This is a genomic window from Actinocorallia herbida (genome assembly GCF_003751225.1).
GTDB lineage: Bacteria > Actinomycetota > Actinomycetes > Streptosporangiales > Streptosporangiaceae > Actinocorallia > Actinocorallia herbida.
On record NZ_RJKE01000001.1, the window covers coordinates 9,673,900 to 9,693,681 of the forward strand.

The 19,782-nt window shown below is 70.7% G+C and carries 21 protein-coding genes; 15 read left to right on the plus strand and 6 right to left on the minus strand.

Annotation, left to right across the window (positions count from 1 at the left end; all coding sequences use genetic code 11):
* Positions 1–65: 65 nt before the first annotated feature.
* Positions 66–2,927 (plus strand): sensor histidine kinase, encoded by a 2,862-nt coding sequence (locus EDD29_RS47520; RefSeq protein WP_246053332.1) that lies wholly within the window; start codon positions 66–68, stop codon positions 2,925–2,927.
* 172 nt (positions 2,928–3,099) lie between these two features.
* Positions 3,100–3,774, plus strand: coding sequence for a response regulator (locus tag EDD29_RS44205; protein WP_123670081.1), 675 nt, complete (start codon positions 3,100–3,102; stop codon positions 3,772–3,774).
* A 63-nt stretch (positions 3,775–3,837) separates the two neighbouring features.
* Here the strand turns inward: EDD29_RS44205 and EDD29_RS44210 are convergent, their stop codons facing one another.
* On the minus strand, positions 3,838–4,731 hold the full coding sequence (locus EDD29_RS44210) for a sulfotransferase (protein WP_123670082.1): 894 nt from the start codon (positions 4,729–4,731) through the stop codon (positions 3,838–3,840).
* A 193-nt stretch (positions 4,732–4,924) separates the two neighbouring features.
* The gene (locus EDD29_RS44215; RefSeq protein ID WP_148086304.1) at positions 4,925–5,479 is read right to left on the minus strand and encodes a hypothetical protein; all 555 of its coding nucleotides are present in this window, start codon (positions 5,477–5,479) and stop codon (positions 4,925–4,927) included.
* A gap of 193 nt (positions 5,480–5,672) precedes the next feature.
* On the opposite strand from EDD29_RS44215, the gene EDD29_RS44220 reads away from it, so the two are divergent.
* Positions 5,673–6,986 (plus strand): hemolysin family protein, encoded by a 1,314-nt coding sequence (locus EDD29_RS44220; RefSeq protein ID WP_123670084.1) that lies wholly within the window; start codon positions 5,673–5,675, stop codon positions 6,984–6,986.
* Positions 6,983–7,999, plus strand: a complete 1,017-nt coding sequence (locus EDD29_RS44225; RefSeq protein WP_123670085.1) for a hemolysin family protein — start codon at positions 6,983–6,985, stop codon at positions 7,997–7,999. The genes EDD29_RS44220 and EDD29_RS44225 overlap by 4 nt, the downstream gene beginning before the upstream one ends.
* Positions 8,000–8,002: 3 nt before the next feature.
* On the opposite strand, the gene EDD29_RS44230 is transcribed toward EDD29_RS44225, so the two are convergent.
* On the minus strand, positions 8,003–8,824 hold the full coding sequence (locus EDD29_RS44230; protein ID WP_123670086.1) for an SAM-dependent methyltransferase: 822 nt from the start codon (positions 8,822–8,824) through the stop codon (positions 8,003–8,005).
* Positions 8,825–9,337: 513 nt separating this feature from the next.
* On the opposite strand from EDD29_RS44230, the gene EDD29_RS44235 reads away from it, so the two are divergent.
* From EDD29_RS44235 to EDD29_RS44275, 9 genes are all read left to right on the plus strand, one after another.
* Complete coding sequence (locus tag EDD29_RS44235) at positions 9,338–9,802, plus strand: hypothetical protein (protein WP_148086305.1); 465 nt, start codon at positions 9,338–9,340, stop codon at positions 9,800–9,802.
* A 199-nt stretch (positions 9,803–10,001) separates the two neighbouring features.
* Complete coding sequence (locus EDD29_RS44240) at positions 10,002–10,577, plus strand: single stranded DNA-binding domain-containing protein (protein WP_148086306.1); 576 nt, start codon at positions 10,002–10,004, stop codon at positions 10,575–10,577.
* Positions 10,578–11,069: 492 nt separating this feature from the next.
* Entirely contained in the window at positions 11,070–11,495 is a 426-nt protein-coding gene (locus EDD29_RS44245; RefSeq protein ID WP_123670089.1) for a roadblock/LC7 domain-containing protein, read from the plus strand.
* Between the two features lie 8 nt (positions 11,496–11,503).
* Positions 11,504–11,899, plus strand: a complete 396-nt coding sequence (locus EDD29_RS44250) for a DUF742 domain-containing protein (protein WP_123670090.1) — start codon at positions 11,504–11,506, stop codon at positions 11,897–11,899.
* Complete coding sequence (locus tag EDD29_RS44255; protein WP_123670091.1) at positions 11,880–12,494, plus strand: GTP-binding protein; 615 nt, start codon at positions 11,880–11,882, stop codon at positions 12,492–12,494. Before EDD29_RS44250 ends, EDD29_RS44255 begins: the two co-directional genes overlap by 20 nt.
* Positions 12,495–12,615: 121 nt before the next feature.
* Positions 12,616–13,860 carry an ABC transporter substrate-binding protein gene (locus tag EDD29_RS44260; protein WP_123670092.1) on the plus strand — a complete coding sequence of 415 codons (1,245 nt, stop codon included), beginning with the start codon at positions 12,616–12,618 and terminating at the stop codon, positions 13,858–13,860.
* Positions 13,857–14,792, plus strand: coding sequence for a carbohydrate ABC transporter permease (locus EDD29_RS44265; RefSeq protein ID WP_123670093.1), 936 nt, complete (start codon positions 13,857–13,859; stop codon positions 14,790–14,792). The genes EDD29_RS44260 and EDD29_RS44265 overlap by 4 nt, the downstream gene beginning before the upstream one ends.
* Positions 14,792–15,607: a carbohydrate ABC transporter permease gene (locus tag EDD29_RS44270; protein ID WP_123670094.1), complete on the plus strand. Its 816-nt coding sequence runs from the start codon at positions 14,792–14,794 to the stop codon at positions 15,605–15,607. The genes EDD29_RS44265 and EDD29_RS44270 overlap by 1 nt, the downstream gene beginning before the upstream one ends.
* A 6-nt stretch (positions 15,608–15,613) precedes the next feature.
* Positions 15,614–16,747 (plus strand): ABC transporter ATP-binding protein, encoded by a 1,134-nt coding sequence (locus tag EDD29_RS44275; RefSeq protein ID WP_123670095.1) that lies wholly within the window; start codon positions 15,614–15,616, stop codon positions 16,745–16,747.
* Positions 16,748–16,750: 3 nt separating this feature from the next.
* Here EDD29_RS44275 and EDD29_RS44280 read toward each other — a convergent pair whose 3' ends face one another.
* Positions 16,751–17,218 (minus strand): hypothetical protein, encoded by a 468-nt coding sequence (locus tag EDD29_RS44280; RefSeq protein WP_148086307.1) that lies wholly within the window; start codon positions 17,216–17,218, stop codon positions 16,751–16,753.
* A gap of 162 nt (positions 17,219–17,380) precedes the next feature.
* Positions 17,381–17,929, minus strand: coding sequence for an ATP-binding protein (locus tag EDD29_RS44285; RefSeq protein ID WP_170201820.1), 549 nt, complete (start codon positions 17,927–17,929; stop codon positions 17,381–17,383).
* Positions 17,930–18,037: 108 nt separating this feature from the next.
* Between EDD29_RS44285 and EDD29_RS44290 the strand changes: the two genes are divergently transcribed.
* Positions 18,038–18,781, plus strand: coding sequence for a GntR family transcriptional regulator (locus EDD29_RS44290; RefSeq protein WP_123670098.1), 744 nt, complete (start codon positions 18,038–18,040; stop codon positions 18,779–18,781).
* A 65-nt stretch (positions 18,782–18,846) separates the two neighbouring features.
* Positions 18,847–18,999, plus strand: coding sequence for a DUF397 domain-containing protein (locus tag EDD29_RS47970; protein WP_123670099.1), 153 nt, complete (start codon positions 18,847–18,849; stop codon positions 18,997–18,999).
* Between the two features lie 72 nt (positions 19,000–19,071).
* On the opposite strand, the gene EDD29_RS47530 is transcribed toward EDD29_RS47970, so the two are convergent.
* A complete protein-coding gene (locus EDD29_RS47530) occupies positions 19,072–19,698 on the minus strand; it encodes a helix-turn-helix domain-containing protein (protein ID WP_246053334.1) in 627 nt (208 codons plus the stop codon).
* Positions 19,699–19,782: the final 84 nt, after the last annotated feature.

Below are 19,782 nucleotides of genomic sequence, written 5' to 3' on the forward strand. Positions count from 1 at the left end.
GGGGATCGGGGAGTTGCCCACAGGGCCTGAAGCGTGGGTTGCGGTGTTCGGCATAGCATTTCGGCATGGCCAGGGGGCAGTTGCGGATCTTTCTGGGCGCCGCTCCCGGGGTGGGCAAGACCTACGCGATGCTCGCGGAGGGGCGGCGCAGGCTTGAGAGGGGGACCGATGTCGTCATCGGGTATCTGGAAGGGCACGACAGGCCTCGCACGCTCGCGATGGCCGAAGGGCTCGAAGTCGTCCCGCGCCGCGAGGTGGGGTACCGCGGCGCCGTATTGAGCGAGATGGACGTCGCGGCGGTCATCGCGCGGGCGCCCCGGGTGGCGCTGGTCGACGAGTTGGCGCACACGAACGTGCCGGGCGCCGGAGCCGCGAAGCGGTGGCAGGACGTCGAGCGGATCCTCGAGGCGGGGATCGACGTGGTGACCACCGTGAACATCCAGCATCTGGAGTCGATGAACGATGTCGTCGCGCAGATCACGGGGGTGGCGCAGCACGAGACGGTGCCGGACGAGGTGGTGCGCCGGGCCGATCAGATCGACCTCGTCGACATGGCGCCGGAGGCGCTCCGGCGCAGGATGGCGCACGGGGAGATCTACGCCCCGGAGAACGTCGACGCGGCCCTGTCGAACTACTTCCGTGTCGGGAACCTGACGGCGCTGCGCGAGCTCGCGCTGCTGTGGCTCGCGGGCAAGGTCGACGAGCAGCTGGCCGGATACCGGGCGGCCCACGGCATCGGCGGTACCTGGGAGGCGCGTGAACGGGTCGTCGTGGCGCTCACCGGAGGGCCGGAGGGCGAGACGCTGATCCGGCGCGCCGCGCGTATCGCCGCGCGCGGCAAGGGCGCCGATCTGCTGGCCGTGCACGTCACCCGGGGAGACGGCCTCGCGGGGGCCGGGCCCGCCTCCCTGACACGGCTGCGGGAGCTGGCCGAGAGCATGGGGGCGACCTACCACCAGGTCGTGGGAGACGACGTGCCACGCGCGCTGCTGGACTTCGCGCGGGCGGTGAACGCGACCCAGCTCGTGCTGGGCGTGTCACGGCGCGGCAGGTTCGCGCAGCTCCTGTCGCCGGGCGTCGGGGTGACCACCACCTCGCTGTCGGGGCCGATCGACGTGCACATGGTCACGCACGAGCACGTCGGCCGCAGCCGTCCAAGGGCCGCCCCGGCCGGGCTCGCGCCGGGCCGGAAGGCGCTGGGGTTCCTGCTGGCGCTGGTGGGACTGCCCCTGCTGACCTGGGGCCTGTCCGCGCTGCGCGGGTCGCTGGGGCTGCCGAGCGACATCCTCTTCTACCTCGCGGCGGTCGTGGCGGTGGCGCTGACGGGTGGGCTGTGGCCCGCGCTGTTCGCCGCCGTCGGCGGGTTCGGCCTGCTCACCTACTACTTCACCGAGCCGTTCCACGCCCCGGGAATCGCCGACCCGGACGATCTCATCGCGCTCGTGGTGTTCATCCTCGTCGCGGTCGGCGTCAGCACGGTCGTCCACCTGGCGGCCCGGCGCTCCCGCGAGGCCGCCCGTCTCGGCGCGGACGCCGAGCTCCTGTCCACCCTCGCCGGAGACGTCCTGCGCGGAGAGCACGCCGTCGGCCTCCTCCTGCACCGCCTCCGCGAGACCTTCTCCCTGGAGTCCGCCACGCTCCTGGAACGCGTCCCCGAACCCGCCCCCACCCACCGCGGCCCCACCTCTCCCACACCCGAGCCGCCGATCCGTCCATCGCCACGAGACGCACCGAACCCGCCCACCACGCCGACGCCTCCCTCCACGACGGACGGCCCGAGCACTCCCCACGCCGGCCCGCCGAACGCGCAGGACGGGTCGGCGGGCGCTCCTGCGGAGGTCCGCCCAAGCGAGCCCGAGGTCGGGCCGGTGTCTTCGGGTGGGGCGACGAAGGCGTCAGCCGGGTCTGTGGGGGGCCGTCCCAGCGCGGTCGAGGTCGGGCTGGCGGATTCGGGTGGGGTGACAGGCTTTGATGGGGTTTCGGGTGGGGGGCGGGGGTGGCGGGTGGTGGCCACGGATGGGGGGAGGCCGTGTACGGAGCCGGGGGAGGCGGATACGGAGGTGGTGGTGGAGGAGGGGCTGGTGCTGGCGTTGCGGGGGCGGATCCTGCCTGCGGGGGATCGGCGGATCCTTGAGGCGTTCGCGGTGCAGACGGGGGCCGCTTTGCGAAGGCGGAGGCTGGAGGCCGAGGCCGAGCGGGCCCGGCCCCTGGAGGCGGTCGACCGGATGCGCTCGGCCCTGCTCAACGCCGTCAGCCACGACCTGCGCACCCCGCTGGCCTCGGCGAAGGCAGCGGTGGAGAGCCTGCGCTCGCCGACCGTGGTGTGGACGGACGAGGAACGGGCCGAACTCGCCGACACCGCCGCCGCGTCACTCGACCGCCTCGACCGGCTGGTGGCGAACCTGCTGGACATGAGCAGGCTCCAGGCGGGCGCGCTCGGGATGATGGTCGGTCCCGTGGCGCTGGAGGACGCGGTGCCCCGCGCGCTGGACGAACTCGGTGCGCCACCGGGCGTCGTGCGCGTCGGCCTGCCCGCGGACCTGCCCGAGGTCCTCGCGGACCCGTCCCTGCTGGCGCGGATCCTGGTGAACCTCGTGGCGAACGCGCTGCGGTACAGCCCACCGGACGCCCCCGTGCTGATCACCGCGGGGACGATCCGGGACCGGGTGGAGCTGCGCGTCGCCGACCGGGGCCCGGGTCTGCCCGCCGCCGACAGGGAACGTGTCTTCCTTCCGTTCCAGCGGCTCGACGACCGCGGCGGCGGCGATCACCGGGGCGTCGGCCTCGGTCTCGCGCTGTCCCGCGGCCTGGCCGAGGCGATGGGCGGCGCCCTCATCCCCGAGGACACTCCGGGCGGCGGCCTCACCATGATCGTCTCTCTCCCGGCGATCTCCCCACCCCCACCCCACGACACCGCCGTCACCTGACGGTCCACCCACGGGGAGATACAGGCAGGCGGCGATTCTGTGGTCTCTCCCTCGATCCGCCGCAGCGCCGGGCGGTCCGCCCGCTCGCAAAGCCGGGCGGATGCGGAGTGGGGGTGCGATGGGGCGGGGAATAAGGTGAGGTGGCGGGGGATTTGCGGGTGGGGGAGGGGCCATGACGCGGGTGCTGGTGGTGGATGACGAGCCGCAGCTGGTGCGGGCGCTGCGGATCAATCTGCGGGCGCGGGGGTTCGAGGTGGAGACGGCCGAGGACGGGACGGGGGCGCTGCGGCTGGCGGGCACGTTCGAGCCGGATCTCGTGGTGCTGGACCTGGGCCTGCCCGACCTCGACGGGGTCGAGGTGATCCACGGTCTGCGGGGGTGGACCGACGTGCCGGTGATCGTGCTGTCGGGGAGGTCGGGGAGCCGCGACAAGGTCGACGCGCTGGAGGCGGGGGCCGACGACTATGTGACCAAGCCGTTCAACATCGAGGAGCTGATCGCGCGGATCCGCGCGGTGACCCGGCGGACCGCGCAGGGGGAGACCGCGGCGCGCGCCCGCATCGGGAACGTGGAGGTCGACCTCGCGGACAAGACCGCGGCGGGCCCGGACGGGGCGGTGCGGCTCACTCCCACCGAATGGCACCTGCTGGAGGTCCTGCTCCGCAATCCCGGCAAGCTGGTCACCCAGCAGCATCTGCTCAAGACCGTCTGGGGCCCTTCGTACCTGCGGGAGACGCACTACCTGCGGCAGTACATGGTCCAGCTCCGCCGCAAGCTCGAACCGGACCCGGCCCACCCCCGGCACCTCCTCACCGAACCGGGCATGGGCTACCGCTACCAGCCCTGACCCGTCAGCGCCCGTCTCCGGTGTCCGGTGTCCGGCCCGAGTGGAGGTCGGGTTCGGGGGAGGTCAGGAGTGGTGGGCGGGGATGGGGAGGATGCCTTCGGACAGCTGGCGGGTGCGGGAGGCGGTCCAGAGGCGGTGCCAGCGGGCGTCGAGGTAGCGGTCCAGGCGGGAGGAAGGGGGCCTGGGGTTGCCGGGGAAGGAGTGGGAGCGGGAGAACTCCTTGGCGAGGCGGTCCGGGTCGAGGACGTGGGCGGCCCAGACGGCGGCCGTCTCGGGGTCGTGGACGAGCTCCTCGTAGTCGAGGAAGGCGACGCGGTCGAGGGGGAGGCGGGCGGTGGCGCGCAGCATGCCGAAGACGCGCAGGCGCAGGTTCCAGCGGCCGAGGAAGGAGAGGAAGGCGGCGCCCGGACGGGTGAGCTGGGCGCGGATGGCGAGGCGCACGAACAGGCTGCGGTCGGTGAGCGCCATGCCGTAGGCGGTGCTGCGGGCGCCGCGGGCGAGGGCGCGGTCGGCGCTGCCGTAGATTCCGGAGAGGGGGCGGCGGGACAGGATGATCTTCGCGTCGGGGAAGCTTTCGAGCAGCAGCGCCTCACGCCCGGTGTCGGACGGGTTCTTCAGCACCGCGACGCCCGCGCGCTCCTCGATCTCCGCGGCGATCCGGCGCAGCAGGCCGGCGCCGCGCGGATGGAAGCGCGAGGTGAGGCGCGAGGAGACCTTCTGGTCGACGAGAAGCCAGCCGTACTCCTCGGGCGTGGCGCCGGTGACGGGCCTGGCGTCGACGCCCCGGTCGACGGGTTCCGGCGCCTCCACGAGGGCGGTCAATCGCGAGGACAGGCCGGGGGAGCCGTGCCGGATGAGGTCGCCGACGGTGAAGGGTGTCCCTCCGGACGCGGCCGCGACCGCCTCCAGCAGCACCGTGGTGCCGCTGCGGTTGAAGCCGCTGACAAAGATGATCAAGTAGGCCTCCGGATGTGTGGTGCGGGCACACGGGGGAGCGCGCGAGGAGACTTCGCGTCGTGATCATCAAATCTCGGATGCCGGACGCCGGTCTAGCCACGTTACTGATAAATTTCACACTATTACGACGCGGTTCGTTTGACATGTTGTGGTTAATTGTCAAACGTCCGGTTTCCGGGCCGTCCGTATCGGCCTATGAGACCCGGTTTCTGGAGCAACCTTCCTTCGGCCGGTCCGCGTTCTCGGCGATCGCGTGATAAACGGTCATCTTCCCGTGCAGTTCCATCGCGACCGCGCACTTCACGGGAAGGCCGCGCAGCCCGTGGACCGGGGTGCCGACGGGCACGAACGGCGCGGACCCATCGGGATAAGGGTGCGGCTCCATGGCGAGATCGGCGGATCCCGTCGACGGCACGCTGCACGTGATCTCGCCGAGTGCCCCCGACACTCGCCCGGGCTCGACGAGTTCGAGCTTTCCTTCCGGTCCCCACGCCGTGTACTGCCGCCCGTCGAACCACAGGAACGGCACCCAGTCGATCTGCGCGTCGCCCACGCCCGTCGGGCAGCCCCGTGCGTCGAGGATCGGCGGGCTCAGCGCCTCCGGCCACCCGAGCGGGCGCGGGACCAGATCGGCCCGCACACCCCCGGCGAACCCGCCCGCGGCCACCAGGGGCACCGCCGCCGCCACCGCGGCCCACCGCCGCCAGGACCACCGGCGGAACGACCTTGCCCGGCGCGCTGCCGCCATGACGATCACCTCCCGCTTCTGGGACGGAATCCGGCGCCCCGGGCGTTGCAGAAGACGGACGATCAGTCGTAACCACGAGGGGCGACCGTCCGTTTATCCTGGGCAGCGAGACAACATGGAGAGGAGGGCTGGTGTCCGTGGACTCGGACCCCGGTCATAGACGGGGGCGGCCGAAGGCTCGGGAGGTGGGCCGGTGACGGTCGCGCTCGGTCTTCTCGCGGTCGTCCTGCTGACCGCAGCCACGGGGTACTTCGTGGCCCAGGAGTTCGCTTACGTCACCGCCGACAGGCTCGCCCTGCAAGAGGCGGCCAGGGAAGGTGACAAGAAGGCGGCGAGAGCCGTCAAGGTGCTCGAGCACCTGTCGTTCATGCTGTCGGGCGCCCAGCTCGGCATCACGGTGACGACGCTGGTGGTCGGCTTCATCGCCAAGCCCGCGATCGCCGGAGTGATCGAACCGCTGCTCGGCCCGCTCGGGGTGCCCGAGGCGATGGCCGCCGGGATCTCCCTGGGCATCGCGTTCGTGCTCGCCATCGTCGTCCAGATGATCCTCGGCGAGCTCTTCCCCAAGAACCTCTCCCTCGCCAAGCCCGAGACGCTGGCCAGGGTCCTCGCGCCCTCGACGCTGGTGTACCTCAAGCTGGCCCGCCCGGTGATCGTGCTGTTCGACTCCGCGGCGAACCGGCTCCTGCGCGCGGTCGGCATCGAGCCCGTCGAGGAACTGCACCACGGCGCGACGCTGGAGGAGCTGGGGCACATCATCGGCGAGTCCGAGAAGCATCTCGCGCACGATCACGTGGACCTGCTGGAGCGGGCGCTGGTCTTCTCCGACCGGACCGCGAGCAACGCGATGGTCCCGCGCGTCGACGTCACCACGATCGAGGCGTCGGCGACCATCTCGGAGATCACCGAGGTGATCGCCAGACAGGGCCACACCCACTATCCGGTCGTCGGCGAGCGCGTCGACGACATCGTCGGAGTCATCGGGCTGCCGGAGCTGATGCCGGTGCCCGACGGCGACCCCAGGCTCGCGGGCGACCTCGCCCGGCCCGCCCTGGTGGTGCCCACCAGCCTGGCGCTCCCCGCGGTCTTCGCCCAGATGCGGGCCTGCGGCGACGAGATCGCCTGTGTGATCGACGAGTACGGCGGCTTCGCCGGGCTGATCACGCTGGAGGACGTCGCCGAGGAACTGGTCGGCGAGATCTCCGACGAGGACGACGGCGACGAGCCGCTCGCCCGGGTGATCAACGGCTGGTGGCACACCGACGCGGGCCTGCGGATCGACGAGATCGCGCAGCTCACCGGGCTGCACCTGCCCGAGGGCGACTACGACACCGTGGCCGGCCTGCTCCAGCAGCGGCTCGGCCGGATCGCCGGTCCCGGCGACCTGATCGAGGCGGACGGCCTGGCGATCGAGGTCATCTCCGTCGACCACCATGTCGCGGAGAAGATCAGACTGCGGTCCGTGCCCGTCGCGGCCGCGGAGCCGGTCAGGGAGGGCGCGCGATGAGCCTCACCACGGGCTTGGTCCTCACCGTCCTGCTGCTGGCGGGCAACGGCTTCTTCGTCGCCGCCGAGTTCGCGCTGGTGGCGGCGAAGCGGCCCAGACTGGAGCAGGCCGCCGAAGGCGGCAGCCGGGCCGCGGCGCAGGCCGTCGCGGGCATCCGGGAGCTGTCGCTGATGCTGGCGGGCGCGCAGCTCGGGATCACGATCTGCTCGCTCGGCCTCGGTGTGGTCGCGGAACCGGTGATCGCCGAGGTGCTCACCCCCGTGTTCCACGACGCGGGGCTGTCCGACGGCGTCGCGCACGTGGTCTCGTTCGTGATCGCGCTCGCGCTGGTGACGTTCCTGCACATGGTCGTCGGGGAGATGGCCCCGAAGTCGTGGGCGATCGCGCGGCCGGAGCGTTCCGCGCTGCTGCTCGCGGTGCCGTTCCGCGGCTTCACGTCGCTGTTCCGGCCGCTGCTCACCGCGCTCAACCATGTGACGAACGGGTTGCTGCGCCTGGTCAGGGTGGAGCCGCGTGACCAGCTGGAGGTCTCGCGGACCCCCGAGCAGCTCAGGCATCTCGTGGAGGAGTCCCGGCGGCTCGGCCTCATCGAGGAGGCCGACCGCAGCCTCCTCAGCCGCGCCCTGGACGCGCCCCGGACGGGCCTGGGCGACCTGGTGATCCGGCTGACGGACGCGGTGTCCGTGTCGGCGCACGCGCTGCCGCAGGAGGTGATCGACGTGTCGACCCGCTCGGGCGTCACCCGGCTCCTGCTGTGCACCGCGGACGGCGAGGTGACGGGCGTCGTGCACGCGCGGGAGGCCTACCTGGCCAGGGCCAAGGGCGCGGCACCCGCGGCCGGGACGATGGCGCATCCGATCCCGGTGGTGCGGCACGACATCGCGGTGGCCGACGCCGTCACCGATCTGCGGCTGCACCGCAGCCAGCTCGCGCTGGTCCGGGACGAGGCGGGCGAGATCACCGGCATGATCAGCCTGGACGACCTGCTCACCCGGCTGCTCGCGCCGGCCTAGCCGTCACGGCTTGCGGGCCGCCCCGCCGATCATGAACCCCGGCTCGGCGGCCCGCGCGGCCAGCGGGTTGTCCGGCCGCCAGTGCGGCAGGTGCACCAGGCCGGGCTCGACGGGTTCGAGCCCGTCGAAGTAGCGGAGCACGTCCGCGGTGGTGCGGGCGCCGGGCTCCTCGGTGGACAGGACCGCCTGGTAGATCTGCACGATCGGCTCGGCGAGGTCGGGCCGGCCGTCGAAGACGACGTGTGACAGGCCGAGGTGGCTGCCGGACGGCATGGCCGCCATCAGCGTGTGGACGCCGTCGAGCGGCCCGTCCACGTCGGGGATGAACTGGAGGGTGCCGAGCGCCAGCACCCCGACGGGTTCGCCGCCTTCCAGCAGGCAGCCGACCGCGGGCTCGGAGAGCAGGTCGCGGGGGCGTACGACGGAGCCGTCCACGACCGCGGTGCCCGCGGCGCCGCCGAGCAGCGCGCGGGCGTGCGCGAGGACGACGAGGTCGTCGTTGACGTAGACGACGCGGGCCGACGGGTCGACCGAGTGGGCGATCTGGTGGGTGGCGTCCCGGGTGGGCAGCCCGGAGCCCAAGTCGAGGAAGCGGCGGACGCCCGCGGCGAGCAGGTGCCGGACGAGGCGGCGGCGGAAGTCCTGCATCTCCTCGGCCATCGGCTTGATCTCCGGGGCGAGGGCGAGCAGCGCGTCGGCGGTCTCCCGGTCGACGGCGAAGTTGTCCTTGCCGCCGAGGAAGTAGTCGTTCATCCGGGCGATGTTCGCGGTCGCGCGGTCGAGATCTCGCGCGGCTCGCTTTTCGTTCACCTCTTCGTCGACCATCTCTCGCACCCCCGTCTCCTAGCGCAGTACCGCAACCTATAACGAACCATCCGACTCTCCGCAGACGTGGCCGGTTCGCGCCACATCACGTTGACAACCGGAAAGCGCCGGGTCGGAGAGCGCCGCGACCGAGTGCGCCGCGCCCGGGATCGCCGCGGACCCGCGTCGTCCGCAGCATCAGAAGAATCCCGATATACAACGCCGAATTCCAGCATGGCGACCTGGGTTCCACCTGCGTCGACGGTTTCCGGATGGATCAACCACCAATTCGGTGACCGCGCCCGCAATGACCCTCCTATAGGGCAGTGCTTTTCTTATCGTCGGGTAAATCGACGGTCGCGGAACACCGCCTGTACTAGGTTTCTGCGGGCATGCCATCCGACGGAGGGGGACGTTTTGTTCGGACATGTTGTGCGCGGGGCAGCGATCGCGGCGGTGGCGGCCGGTGCGATCGCGGGAGTGCCGGGGGGCGCCTCGGCGGCCGCGAAGGCGTGCGCCATCGGTGAATGGACGATGGTGAAGCACGCTTTCACCGCCAAGGGGGAGGGCTACGACTTCACCGGGACGGGCGGCAAGGGGGTGCGGCTGAAGGTCGCCAAGAAGTCCCTGGCGTGGGACTTCCGCGGCTCCAAGCCCCTGACCAGCAAGGGCACCCGCAACGGCGCGGCGGTCGCCATGTGGAGCCGGTACACGGGACGGCTGACCGTCCCGTCGTCCGTCAAGGGCAACAGGAAGGGCCTGCTGCAGGCCGACGTGCGCAAGGCCAGGGGCGACGCGAGCGCCCGCACGGGCAAGGCCGGGAGGAGCACTCCGGACGCGACGTACCCGCTGGCCCCGAACTACCAGAAGGGCAAGCCCGAGACCATCGCCCTCGGTTCCGGCGCCTTCACCTGCACCGGCAAGACCCTTCACCTCGTCCTGGCGACGAAGTCCGCGACGGACTCGTCGAGGTTCGACACCTGGTTCCGGCGTTCCTGACCGGCGGCCACGACAAAAGGCGACACACGACGACGCGAACACGACGCGACGTCCGACGGCCGCCCCCGCCCGGGGGCGGCCGTCGTCGTCCGGCGAGGCAGAAGTCACGCAATGTTCAGTAGTGAAAAGTGCGTTCACTGACATAAAACGGTAGTAAATTCCCTCCGGATACTTTCCCCCCGGATCCTGGAGGTTCGCCATGCTCGCAAAACTCGGTCAGGTAGGAATCGCCGTGGCGCTCGTCGCCGGTGGCGTCGTCGCGGCGCCCGGTGCGGCGTCGGCCGCGCCCAAGGCGTGCGCGCTCGGCACGTGGACGCTCACCAAGCACACCTTCTCCGGCACCGACGACGGCTTCAGCCTCAAGGGCTCGGGCGGCAAGGGCACGAAGCTGACGGTGAAGGCCGGTTCGGTCAAGTACGACTTCGCCAAGTCCGCGAAGGTCAACGCGACAGGCAAGTTCGACGACGGCGAGGTGTCCATCTGGGCCCAGTACAAGAAGTCGTTCACTCTCAACGGCGCCTTCAAGGGCAAGAAGAGCGGCACCTTCGGATACAAGGGCTCCTCCGCCAAGGGCACCGCGACCGCCACCAGCGGTGCCAAGGGCGTGCCCGGTTCTGACACCTACAAGCTGGTGCCGGCCTACAAGAAGAACGAGGCCGAGCCGATCGCGCCGCTGGCCGGCAAGTTCACCTGCGGCACGAAGTCGCTGCACCTCTGGTTCACGCTCAAGGACGAGACCGGCTCGCTGAAGGCCGACATCTGGTACAAGCGCTAGAACGTTCGGCGCGGGATCCGTCACGGCGGGTCCCGCGCCGGATCTCGAAGTCACCTGCGGCGGGAGGCCGCCGCACCTGCTCGTTCTCCGGCGAGAACGGTGACAGCGGTGTCATCGAATTCGACGTCCGATTCAAGCTCTGACGGCGCGGGTTCCCGGCGTGTCGCGGCGCGGCGGTCCCGTCGCGAGGGGGTCACCTCCTCCCCCTGCCGGACGCGGCCAGAAGCGGCTTCTGGAACGTGGCAAGTCCAGGTTACTGAGGAGTATTTACGAAAAGTCCCTATCGAGTGGGGCGCAAGCGTTGATATCCGGGCGAAGCATGGCAATCATGGCGTGGCGAGATGCGTCTGTAACACCCTGAGCCAGAGTTGTCCGCGGTTGCCTCGCTGGTCCACACAGGTCGGTCGGGTGCGGCACCGTACGGCCGTGGGCGAGCGGCAGGGGAGATGACCGACGCCCTCCGGCGACCGAGCACTACGACGGGCAGGAACCATGACCCACCCCGAATCCACCGCCAAGCTCAACTGGCTCCTCGACGACCTGGTGGAGCGTGTCGAGCAGGTGCACCAGGCGGTCCTGCTCTCCCGTGACGGCCTGATGATGGGCGCGTCCCGCGGTGTCTCCAGGGCCGACGCGGAATTCCTCTCCGCGCTCTCGGCGGGCTTCAACAGCCTCGCCAACGGAGCCCGCGACCACTTCAAGGCGCGCCAGGTCCGGCAGGCCGTGATCGAGATCGACGACAAGCTCTTCTTCGTCGTCCCGGCGGGCAGCGGAAGCTGCCTCGCCGTCTTGGCCGGCGCCGGGCAGAACGCGGGCCTGGTGGCCTACGAGATGGCGATGCTCATCAAGCGCGTCCGCCAGCACCTCGCCGCGGCGCCCCGCGTCCAAGAGCACCGCCCGGCCGCGGGCTACAGGTAGGAGGACCCATGGACGGTCCGAGAGAACGCGGCCCCAAGGAGCGCTGGGTCGGCCGGGACGCCGGCCCGCTCGTGCGCCCGTACACCATCACGAGAGGCAGGACCAGGACGTCGGGCATCAGGCTCGACCTGGTGACGATCCTCGTCGCGACCTGGAATCCGGTGCGCGACCACATGCGCCTCACCAGCGAGCAGCACAGGCTGCTCGCCATGTGCCGCAAGCCCATCACCATCGCGGACCTCGCGTCGGAGATCGACCTTCCCCTGAAGGTCGTCCACGTCCTGCTCGGCGACCTGTGCGAGCACGGCCTCTTGCAGGAGGTCCCGCAGCAGCAGCAGACCCCCACCGGGCGGCACGACGCCCGGCTACTGATGAGAGTCCTGAATGGCCTACGAGAACTCTGAGCCGGGCGGCGCCGACGACCCGCGCGTGGCGCTGAAGATCCTCGTCGCGGGTGGCTTCGGCGTCGGCAAGACCACCCTCGTCGGCGCGGTCAGCGAGATCCGTCCGCTGCGCACCGAGGAGGACCTCACCGACGTCGGCTCAGGCGTCGACGACCTCACCGGCGTCGAACGCAAGACCACCACCACCGTCGCGATGGACTTCGGCCGACTCACCTTCGCCGACGGCCTCAGGCTGTACCTGTTCGGCACCCCGGGCCAGGAACGCTTCTGGTTCATGTGGGACGAGATCGCCTTCGGCGCGGTCGGCGCGGTCGTCCTCGCCGACACCCGGCGCCTGGAGGACTGCTTCGGCGCGATCGACTTCTTCGAGCACCGGGGCATCCCGTTCGTCGTCGCCGCGAACTGTTTCGACGGCGCGGCCAGGCATTCGCCCGACGACATCCGCGACGCCCTCGACATCGACGCCAAGGTCCCCGTCGTCCCCTGCGACGTCCGCCGCCGCGAGTCCGTCAAGGAGGTCCTGATCGCCCTCATCGAGCTCGCGATCCAGGACGCCGGCGCCGCCCAACCCACCCCCGCCCTCCCGCCTTACTGACCAGCTATGAGGACGCCCCCCGCGCGATCGCGCGGGGGGCGTTCGGCGTTCCGGAGGTTTGCCGCGGGGGCCGAGCGGTCAAGGTAAGCGCGACGACACGCTCGGTGACCTCGGGGGTGGGATGCGCTGGGGAAGGCGGAGCCGCGCCGTCCTGTGCGCGGTGCTCGCGGCGGGGGCCGCGGGGTGCGGGGGCGGCTCTGGCGGGGTGCCCGTGGTGAACCTTTACAACGCGCCGCAGGAGAACCTCGCGGTGATCGTCGAACGGTGCGACCGGGAGGCGAAGGGGGCGTACCGGATCGCGTTGAACACGCTGCCGCGCGGGGCGGACGACCAGCGGGAGCAGCTCGTGCGGCGGCTCGCGGCCGGGGATCCCGGGCTCGACGTGCTCGGGCTCGACGTGACGTGGACCGCCGAGCTCGCGGAGGCGGGGTGGATCAGGGAGTGGAAGGGCGCCCACGCGGAGCAGGCCGCGCAGGGGACCCTGAAACAGCCGCTGGAGACCGCGCGCTGGCACGGCGCGCTCTACGCCGCGCCGTACACGACGAACGTGCAACTGCTCTGGTACCGGTCCGACCTCATGCCGGAACCCCCCGCCACCTGGGACGGGCTGATGAAGGAGTCCGCACGGCTGGCCGGCGAAGGCAAGCCGCACTACGGAGAGGTGACGGGCGCGCAGTACGAGGGCCTCGTCGTCTGGTTCAACAGCCTGGTGGAGTCCGCCGGAGGCAGCATCCTCAGTCCGGACGGCGAGCAGGTCGCGCTGGGCCCGCCCGCGGAACGGGCGCTAGGGGTGATGCGCGCCTTCGCCCGGTCGAAAGCGGCCGACCCTTCGCTGTCCAACACCAAGGAGGACGACGCGCGGCTCGCGGTCGAAGGCGGGCGCGCGGCTTACGAGCTGAACTGGCCGTTCGTGTACGCCGCGATGGCCGCCGACCGCCCCGAGATGGTGAAGCACTTCAAGTGGGCGCCTTACCCGGGCCTCGACGGGCCGGGGAGGGCGCCGCTCGGCGGGGCCAACTTCGCCGTCAGCAGGTTCTCGGCGCATCCGGAGGCGGCGTTCGCGGCGGCGCTGTGCCTGCGCGATCCGGAGAGCCAGCGGATCGCCGCGACGAAGGACGGCCTCCCGCCGACGATCGAGGCCGTGTACCGGGCGGAAGGGATGGCCGAGGCCTATCCGATGCGCGACGCGATCCTGAAGGCGCTGCGGACGGCGGCCCCGCGCCCGAAGACGCCGACCTACCAGAACGTCTCGACGGTGACCGCGGTGACGCTCTCGCCGCCCGCGGCGATCGACCCGCCGCGCACCCTGGCGACGCTCAAGGAGCTCATCGGGGACGCGCTGCAGAGCAAGGGGGTGCTTCCGTGAGCGAAGGCGGCATCGCGGAGGGGGATGCGAGAGAAGTCGTCAGTAAGGGCCGGGCCGTACTGGGCGAAGGGCAGCGCGCCGAGCGCAGGCTCGGCCTATGGCTGTGCGCGCCCGCCGCGCTGGTGATGCTGCTGGTGGCCGCCTGGCCCGTCGTGTACTCGGTGCTGCTGTCGTTCCAGCGCTACGACCTGCGCTTCCCCGGCGAGAAGGCGTGGATCGGCCTCGCCAACTACGGGACGGTCCTGGCCAGCCCGTTCTGGTGGAACGCCCTGGGCGTCACCCTGCTCGTCACGGTCGTGAGCGTCGCGCTGGAGCTCGTGCTCGGCATGGCCCTGGCATTGGTGATGTACCGGACGCTCCTGGGCCGCGGGCTCGTCCGGACCGTCGTGCTCATCCCGTACGGGATCGTCACCGTCGCCGCGGCCTACGGCTGGAAGTACGCCTGGACGCCCGGCACCGGCTGGCTCGCAGGGCTGCTGCCCGAGGGGTCGGCGCCGCTCACGCAGCACTGGCCCGCGCTCGGGGTCATCATTCTGGCCGAGGTGTGGAAGACCACCCCGTTCATGGCGCTGCTGCTGATGGCCGGGCTCGCGCTCGTGCCGGAGGACGCGCTGCGCGCCGCCGCGATGGACGGGGCGGGCCCGTGGCAGCGGTTCCGGCTCGTCACCCTGCCGCTGATGCGGCCCGCGATCGTCGCGGCCCTGCTGTTCCGGGTGCTCGACGCGTTCCGGGTCTTCGACAACATCTACGTGCTCACCAACGGGGCGCAGGACACGAGCTCGGTGTCAGTGATCGCTTATCACAATCTGATCGGGGGACTGAACCTCGGCATCGGCTCGACGATGTCGGTGCTGATCTTCGGTGTCGTCGCGCTCGTCGCGTTCGTGTTCGTCAAGGGGCTCGGCGCGAGCGCGCCAGGGGAGGTGCGCTGATGGGGCGCGGCGGGTGGGCGGCGCTGAACGCCCTCGTGCTGCTCTACGCGCTGGTCCCGGTCGCGTGGATCGTCTCGCTGTCGGGCAAGGACCCCGCGACGGTCACCGACGGCTCGTTCTGGCCGACCCGGTGGACCTGGGACAACTACCGCGGCATCTTCGCCGACGGCGAGTTCACGCGCGGCCTCGCCAACTCGATCGGGATCGGGCTCATCTCGACCGCCATCGCGATCGTCATCGGGACCATGGCCGCCTACGCGGTGGCCCGGCTGGCGTTCCCGGGGCGGGCCGCGGTGCTCGGCGTGTCGCTGCTCGTCTCGATGTTCCCGCAGATCTCGCTGGTGACGCCGCTGTTCCAGATCGAACGGTCGCTCGGCCTGTTCGACACCTGGCCGGGCCTGATCCTCCCGTACATCACGTTCGCGCTCCCGCTGACGATCTTCACGCTCGCCACGTTCTTCCGGGAGATCCCCTGGGATCTGGAGAAGGCGGCGAAAATTGATGGAGCCACCCCTTTCCAGGCATTCCGGCTGGTCATCGCGCCGCTGGCCATGCCGGGCGTGGTGACGACCGCGATCCTCGCGTTCATCGTCTGCTGGAACGACTTCCTGTTCGCGATCTCCCTGACGTCCTCCAGCAGGGCCCGCACCGCGCCCGCGACGATCTCGTTCTTCACCGGCGCGTCCCAGTTCGAGGACCCGACCGGATCGATCGCCGCGGCGGCCGTCGTCATCACCATTCCGATCGTGGTCTTCGTCCTGTTCTTCCAGCGCCGGATCGTCTCGGGGCTGACGTCCGGCGCGGTGAAGGGATAGGCCGTCGTGGCAGAGATCGTCCTTGACGGGGTCACCAAGCGGTTCGCGGACGGCACGGTCGCCGTCCAGGCGCTCGACCTCCGGATCGCCGACGGCGAGTTCGTCATCCTCGTGGGGCCGTCGGGGTGCGGGAAGTCCACGACGCTGAACATGATCGCGGGGCTGGAGCCGATCTCGGACGGCGAGCTGCGCATCGACGGGACCCGCGTGAACGAGCGGGCGCCGCGCGACCGGGACATCGCCATGGTCTTCCAGTCCTACGCGCTGTATCCGCACCTGACCGTCCGGGAGAACATCGGGTTCCCGCTCCGCCTGGCCAAGACCGACAAGGCGGAGGCGGCGCGGCGGATCGCGGAGGCCGCCCGCATCCTGGACATCTCAGATCTGCTCGACCGTCGGCCCGCGCACCTGTCGGGCGGCCAGCGCCAGCGCGTCGCGATGGGCCGCGCGATCGTCCGCGACCCCAAGGCGTTCCTCATGGACGAGCCGCTGTCCAACCTGGACGCCAAACTCCGCGTCCAGATGCGCACCATGATCTCCCGCCTCCAGAACCGCCTCGGCACCACCACCGTCTACGTCACCCACGACCAGACCGAGGCCATGACCCTGGCCGACCGCATAGTGCTGCTCGACAAGGGCGAGGTACAGCAGATCGGCACCCCCGACGAGCTGTACCGGACTCCCGTCAACCTCTTCACCGCGGGCTTCATCGGCTCTCCCGCCATGAACCTCCTTCCGGCTCACGTAGAAGCCGGAGCCCTGCACTCGCCTCTGGGTGAGATCCCCCTCACCTCTCGCCTCCATGCCGCCCTGGACGCGCACAGGGCCTCGCGCGAGGTGGTTCTGGGCATCCGCCCGGAGGCTTTTGAGGACGCCCGGATCTCCCGGCCTTCCCAGCAGGGCGAGCTCCTGTCCTTCACCGCCCGCACCGACATCGTCGAATCCCTGGGCGCGGAGAAATTCGCCTACCTGAACCTCCCCGACACCCGCAAGGCCGACCTCTTCCAGTCGGCCGCGCCCCAACTCGTCGCAAGGCTGGACGCGGACTCCCCGGCCCGCGAGAACGAACCCCTGGACCTCGTCTACGACCCCGACGCCCTGCACCTGTTCGCCCCCGACACCGGCCGCTCCCTCACCTGACCGTCAGGCAGCCGCCCGCCGTCCCCGGACCCGCCCGCCGAACCGGACGAGAAGGCCCGGACGACGCGGCCCGGGGTCGCGCCGTGCCGGAACGCCGGGCCAGTAGTCATCGGTGCCGAGGGAGTTCGGGACCGGAACGGCCCGGCGCGAAGCCGACGCGGGAGGAACGGGTGCGTCGGCGCCGCACACGGGGGGTTCCGGCAGGGCGGGGACGGTCCCCACCGAAGCGACGGGACGCCCGCCCGCCGCGGACCGGGGCGGGGCGCTGAGCCGGTGGCGGCCGCGCAGCAGCGCCCACAGCGCGTTTCCGAGCCGGTCGAGCGTCTCGCCGATGGCCCACGTGTCGAGCCCGTCGACGTGGACGAGCGCCCGCCACACGCAGGTGGCCTTGCCCCACCAGATGCTGACGACCTCGGGGTACGACCGGCGCAGGATCCCGACCGTGACGGGCTGCGCGCGACCCCGTCCCATCGCGACGACCTTCCCGAGCGGAGCATCGGCCGAGATCCACGACCCGGAGCGGCCGACGGCCATCGGCGCCCGAAGCGGAGGCGTCGGCATGGACACGGGACGGCTCGGCCCCGCCTGCCCGAGCCGTGCGTCGCCGGTTGCGGTACTACGATCGTGCATGAGTCAGGCCCTTTCCGGCCGATGCCCCGGAGCACCCGCTGTCGCAGCAGCGGCCGGGGCCGTTTTCCGTTGATGTGGGGCGCGACGTCGCAGCGCGCTACGCGCACGCCGGGGCGTCGATCTCGAACCAGACCACGGTCCCTTGCCGTTCGCCCTGCGGTCATGGCCCCAGGCACGCGCGAGCGCGTCGAGGAGGAAGAGCCCCCGCCCGTCCTCGTCTCCCTCGGCCGCACTCCGGGGTGCCGGGGTTCCGTCGCCGTCGTTGGTGACCTCGACGCGCAGCCCCTGCGGGCAGGTCAGCAATGCCACCCGGACGATGCCTGTGGCGAAGCCGTGCTGTAGCGCGTTCGTGGCGAGTTCGGACGTTAGGAGTCGCAGTGTGTCGAGCACGTCCGTCGCCACGCGCGATGCGGCCACACCCGTCACCCAGTCCCGGGCCCGCTTCGGCATCTGGTTGCCCGGCTTCAGCCGGGCGAACGCGACGAAGGATCGTCCGGGCTGTTCGGCATTCGACAAAGCGTCGGAGGCCGCCTGCTCAGTCTGCACGGTCACGCACCGCCAATCTGCGGGCACAGTTTGGAAAGCTGTGCGCATAGCTTGCGAGCGGTGTGTACAGCTTGTCAAGCTGTGGCGACAAACCCGTTCGGATCGGAGAGAGCCGTGGTTCAGCCCGCGTATCAGCGCATCGCCGATGAACTGCGGGAGCGGATCGTGTCCGGGGAGCTGGAGCCCGGGGCCCGGCTGCCTTCACGGGCCGCTCTCGCGGCCGAGTACCGGGTGGCCGACAGTGTCGCTCTGCAGGCTTTGCGGCTTCTCGCGTCCGAGGGGCTGGTCGTCGGGAGGTCCGGGAGCGGGACCTACGTGCGGGAGAAGCCGGAGCTTCGCCGTCTCACGAGGAGCTGGTACCGGGAGTCGCGGGATGGGTCGCCCTTCCGGGCGGATATGGCCGCGCAGCGCAAGAGCGGCGGCTGGCGCGCGGCGTCGGAGACGGCCGAGGCGCCGCCGGCCATCGCCGAACGGCTGGCGATCGCGCAGGGGGACGCGGTCATGCGGACCCGTTACACCTTCCTCGCCGACGACGAGCCCGTCATGCTCTCCACGAGCTGGGAACCTCTCGCCCTCACCGGCGGCACCGACGTCATGCTTCCCGAGGACGGCCCCTATGCGGGCAGAGGAGTGACCGAACGCATGCGCGCCATCGGCGTCAACGTGGACGTCGCCACCGAGGTCGTCACCGCACGCGCCGCCCTCACCGCGGAGGCCACCGAACTCGGCATCCCCACCGGCGCCCTCGTCATCGTCATCCAGCGCACCTACACCGGTGATCGCCCCGTCGAAACCGCCGACATCATCGTCCCCGTGGACCGCTACGAACTCGCCTACGTCATCCCCGTCGAACCCTGAACCACCTGCCCCCTTTCGCGATAAGGCCGACAAGACCGCCCAAACCCCTCAGACCCCGGTGCCGCATATGTTCAGTATCTGCCGGGAGGTCTGTAGAGCTGGGTGTGCCGGGCGAACGCCGCATGGCCGTTCGCGACAGCAAGAACCCCGGGGGCTCGAAGCTCTCCTTCTCGAAGCGCGGGTGGGCGACCTTCGCGGGTCGGCTCAAGCGCCGCTGAACCCCGCCTCGTCGAAGACATTCGGGTGTCTCGGCGCGGCGGGCGTGCCGAGGGTAGGGGAGAGGTCGTCGGTCAGCCGGCGAGGAGGTCGATGGGGTCGGCTTGGGAGTCGCCCACAGAGATCACGAACCGGACCCCCATGGCTCGGCCGATGCGGTCGAGCATGTCGAGGGTGGGCACGCCTCCGCCGAGTTCGATGCGGGACAGCGCCGGCTGGGTGATTCCGGCGTTCTTGGCGACTTCAGCCTGTGTCAGATTCCTGCTGGTGCGGATCTCGCGGAGTTTGTTTCCGAGGTCGATATCGCGGACGGCCTGGGTGTACTCCGGGTGTTCTTGGGCGGCTTCCCCCCGGAGCCGCTTGGCTTTGAGCGTGTCCCAGGTGCTGTGTCCGGCCATCACGATCTCCTGTCGAAAGTGTGGGTGACGGTCATGTCGTGTTCCGTCTGACAGATTCTCTTGGCCTTGACGGCTCGGTTCACGTCGTCGTGCTGGGGTCCGTTGCGGGCCTTGGCGAAGACCGTGAGCAGCACGATCGCCGGGCTGCCCGGCTTCCAGAAGGTGATCCGCGTGGTCGCCATCGGCCACCCCGCCTTTCTCCACGAGGTAGAGGTCGACCTTGGCCATCACTCGTTGGAAGTGCCCGAACGGCAGCCCCTCCAACCACGTCTCCACCGCAGGCTCCAGAGCGATCTCGAACATACCGTCAAAGATATATACCCTCGATGGTAAGTCGGATGGATTGAGAAAACCAGCCCGGGTGACGGGGAGCGGATGGGCTCGGTG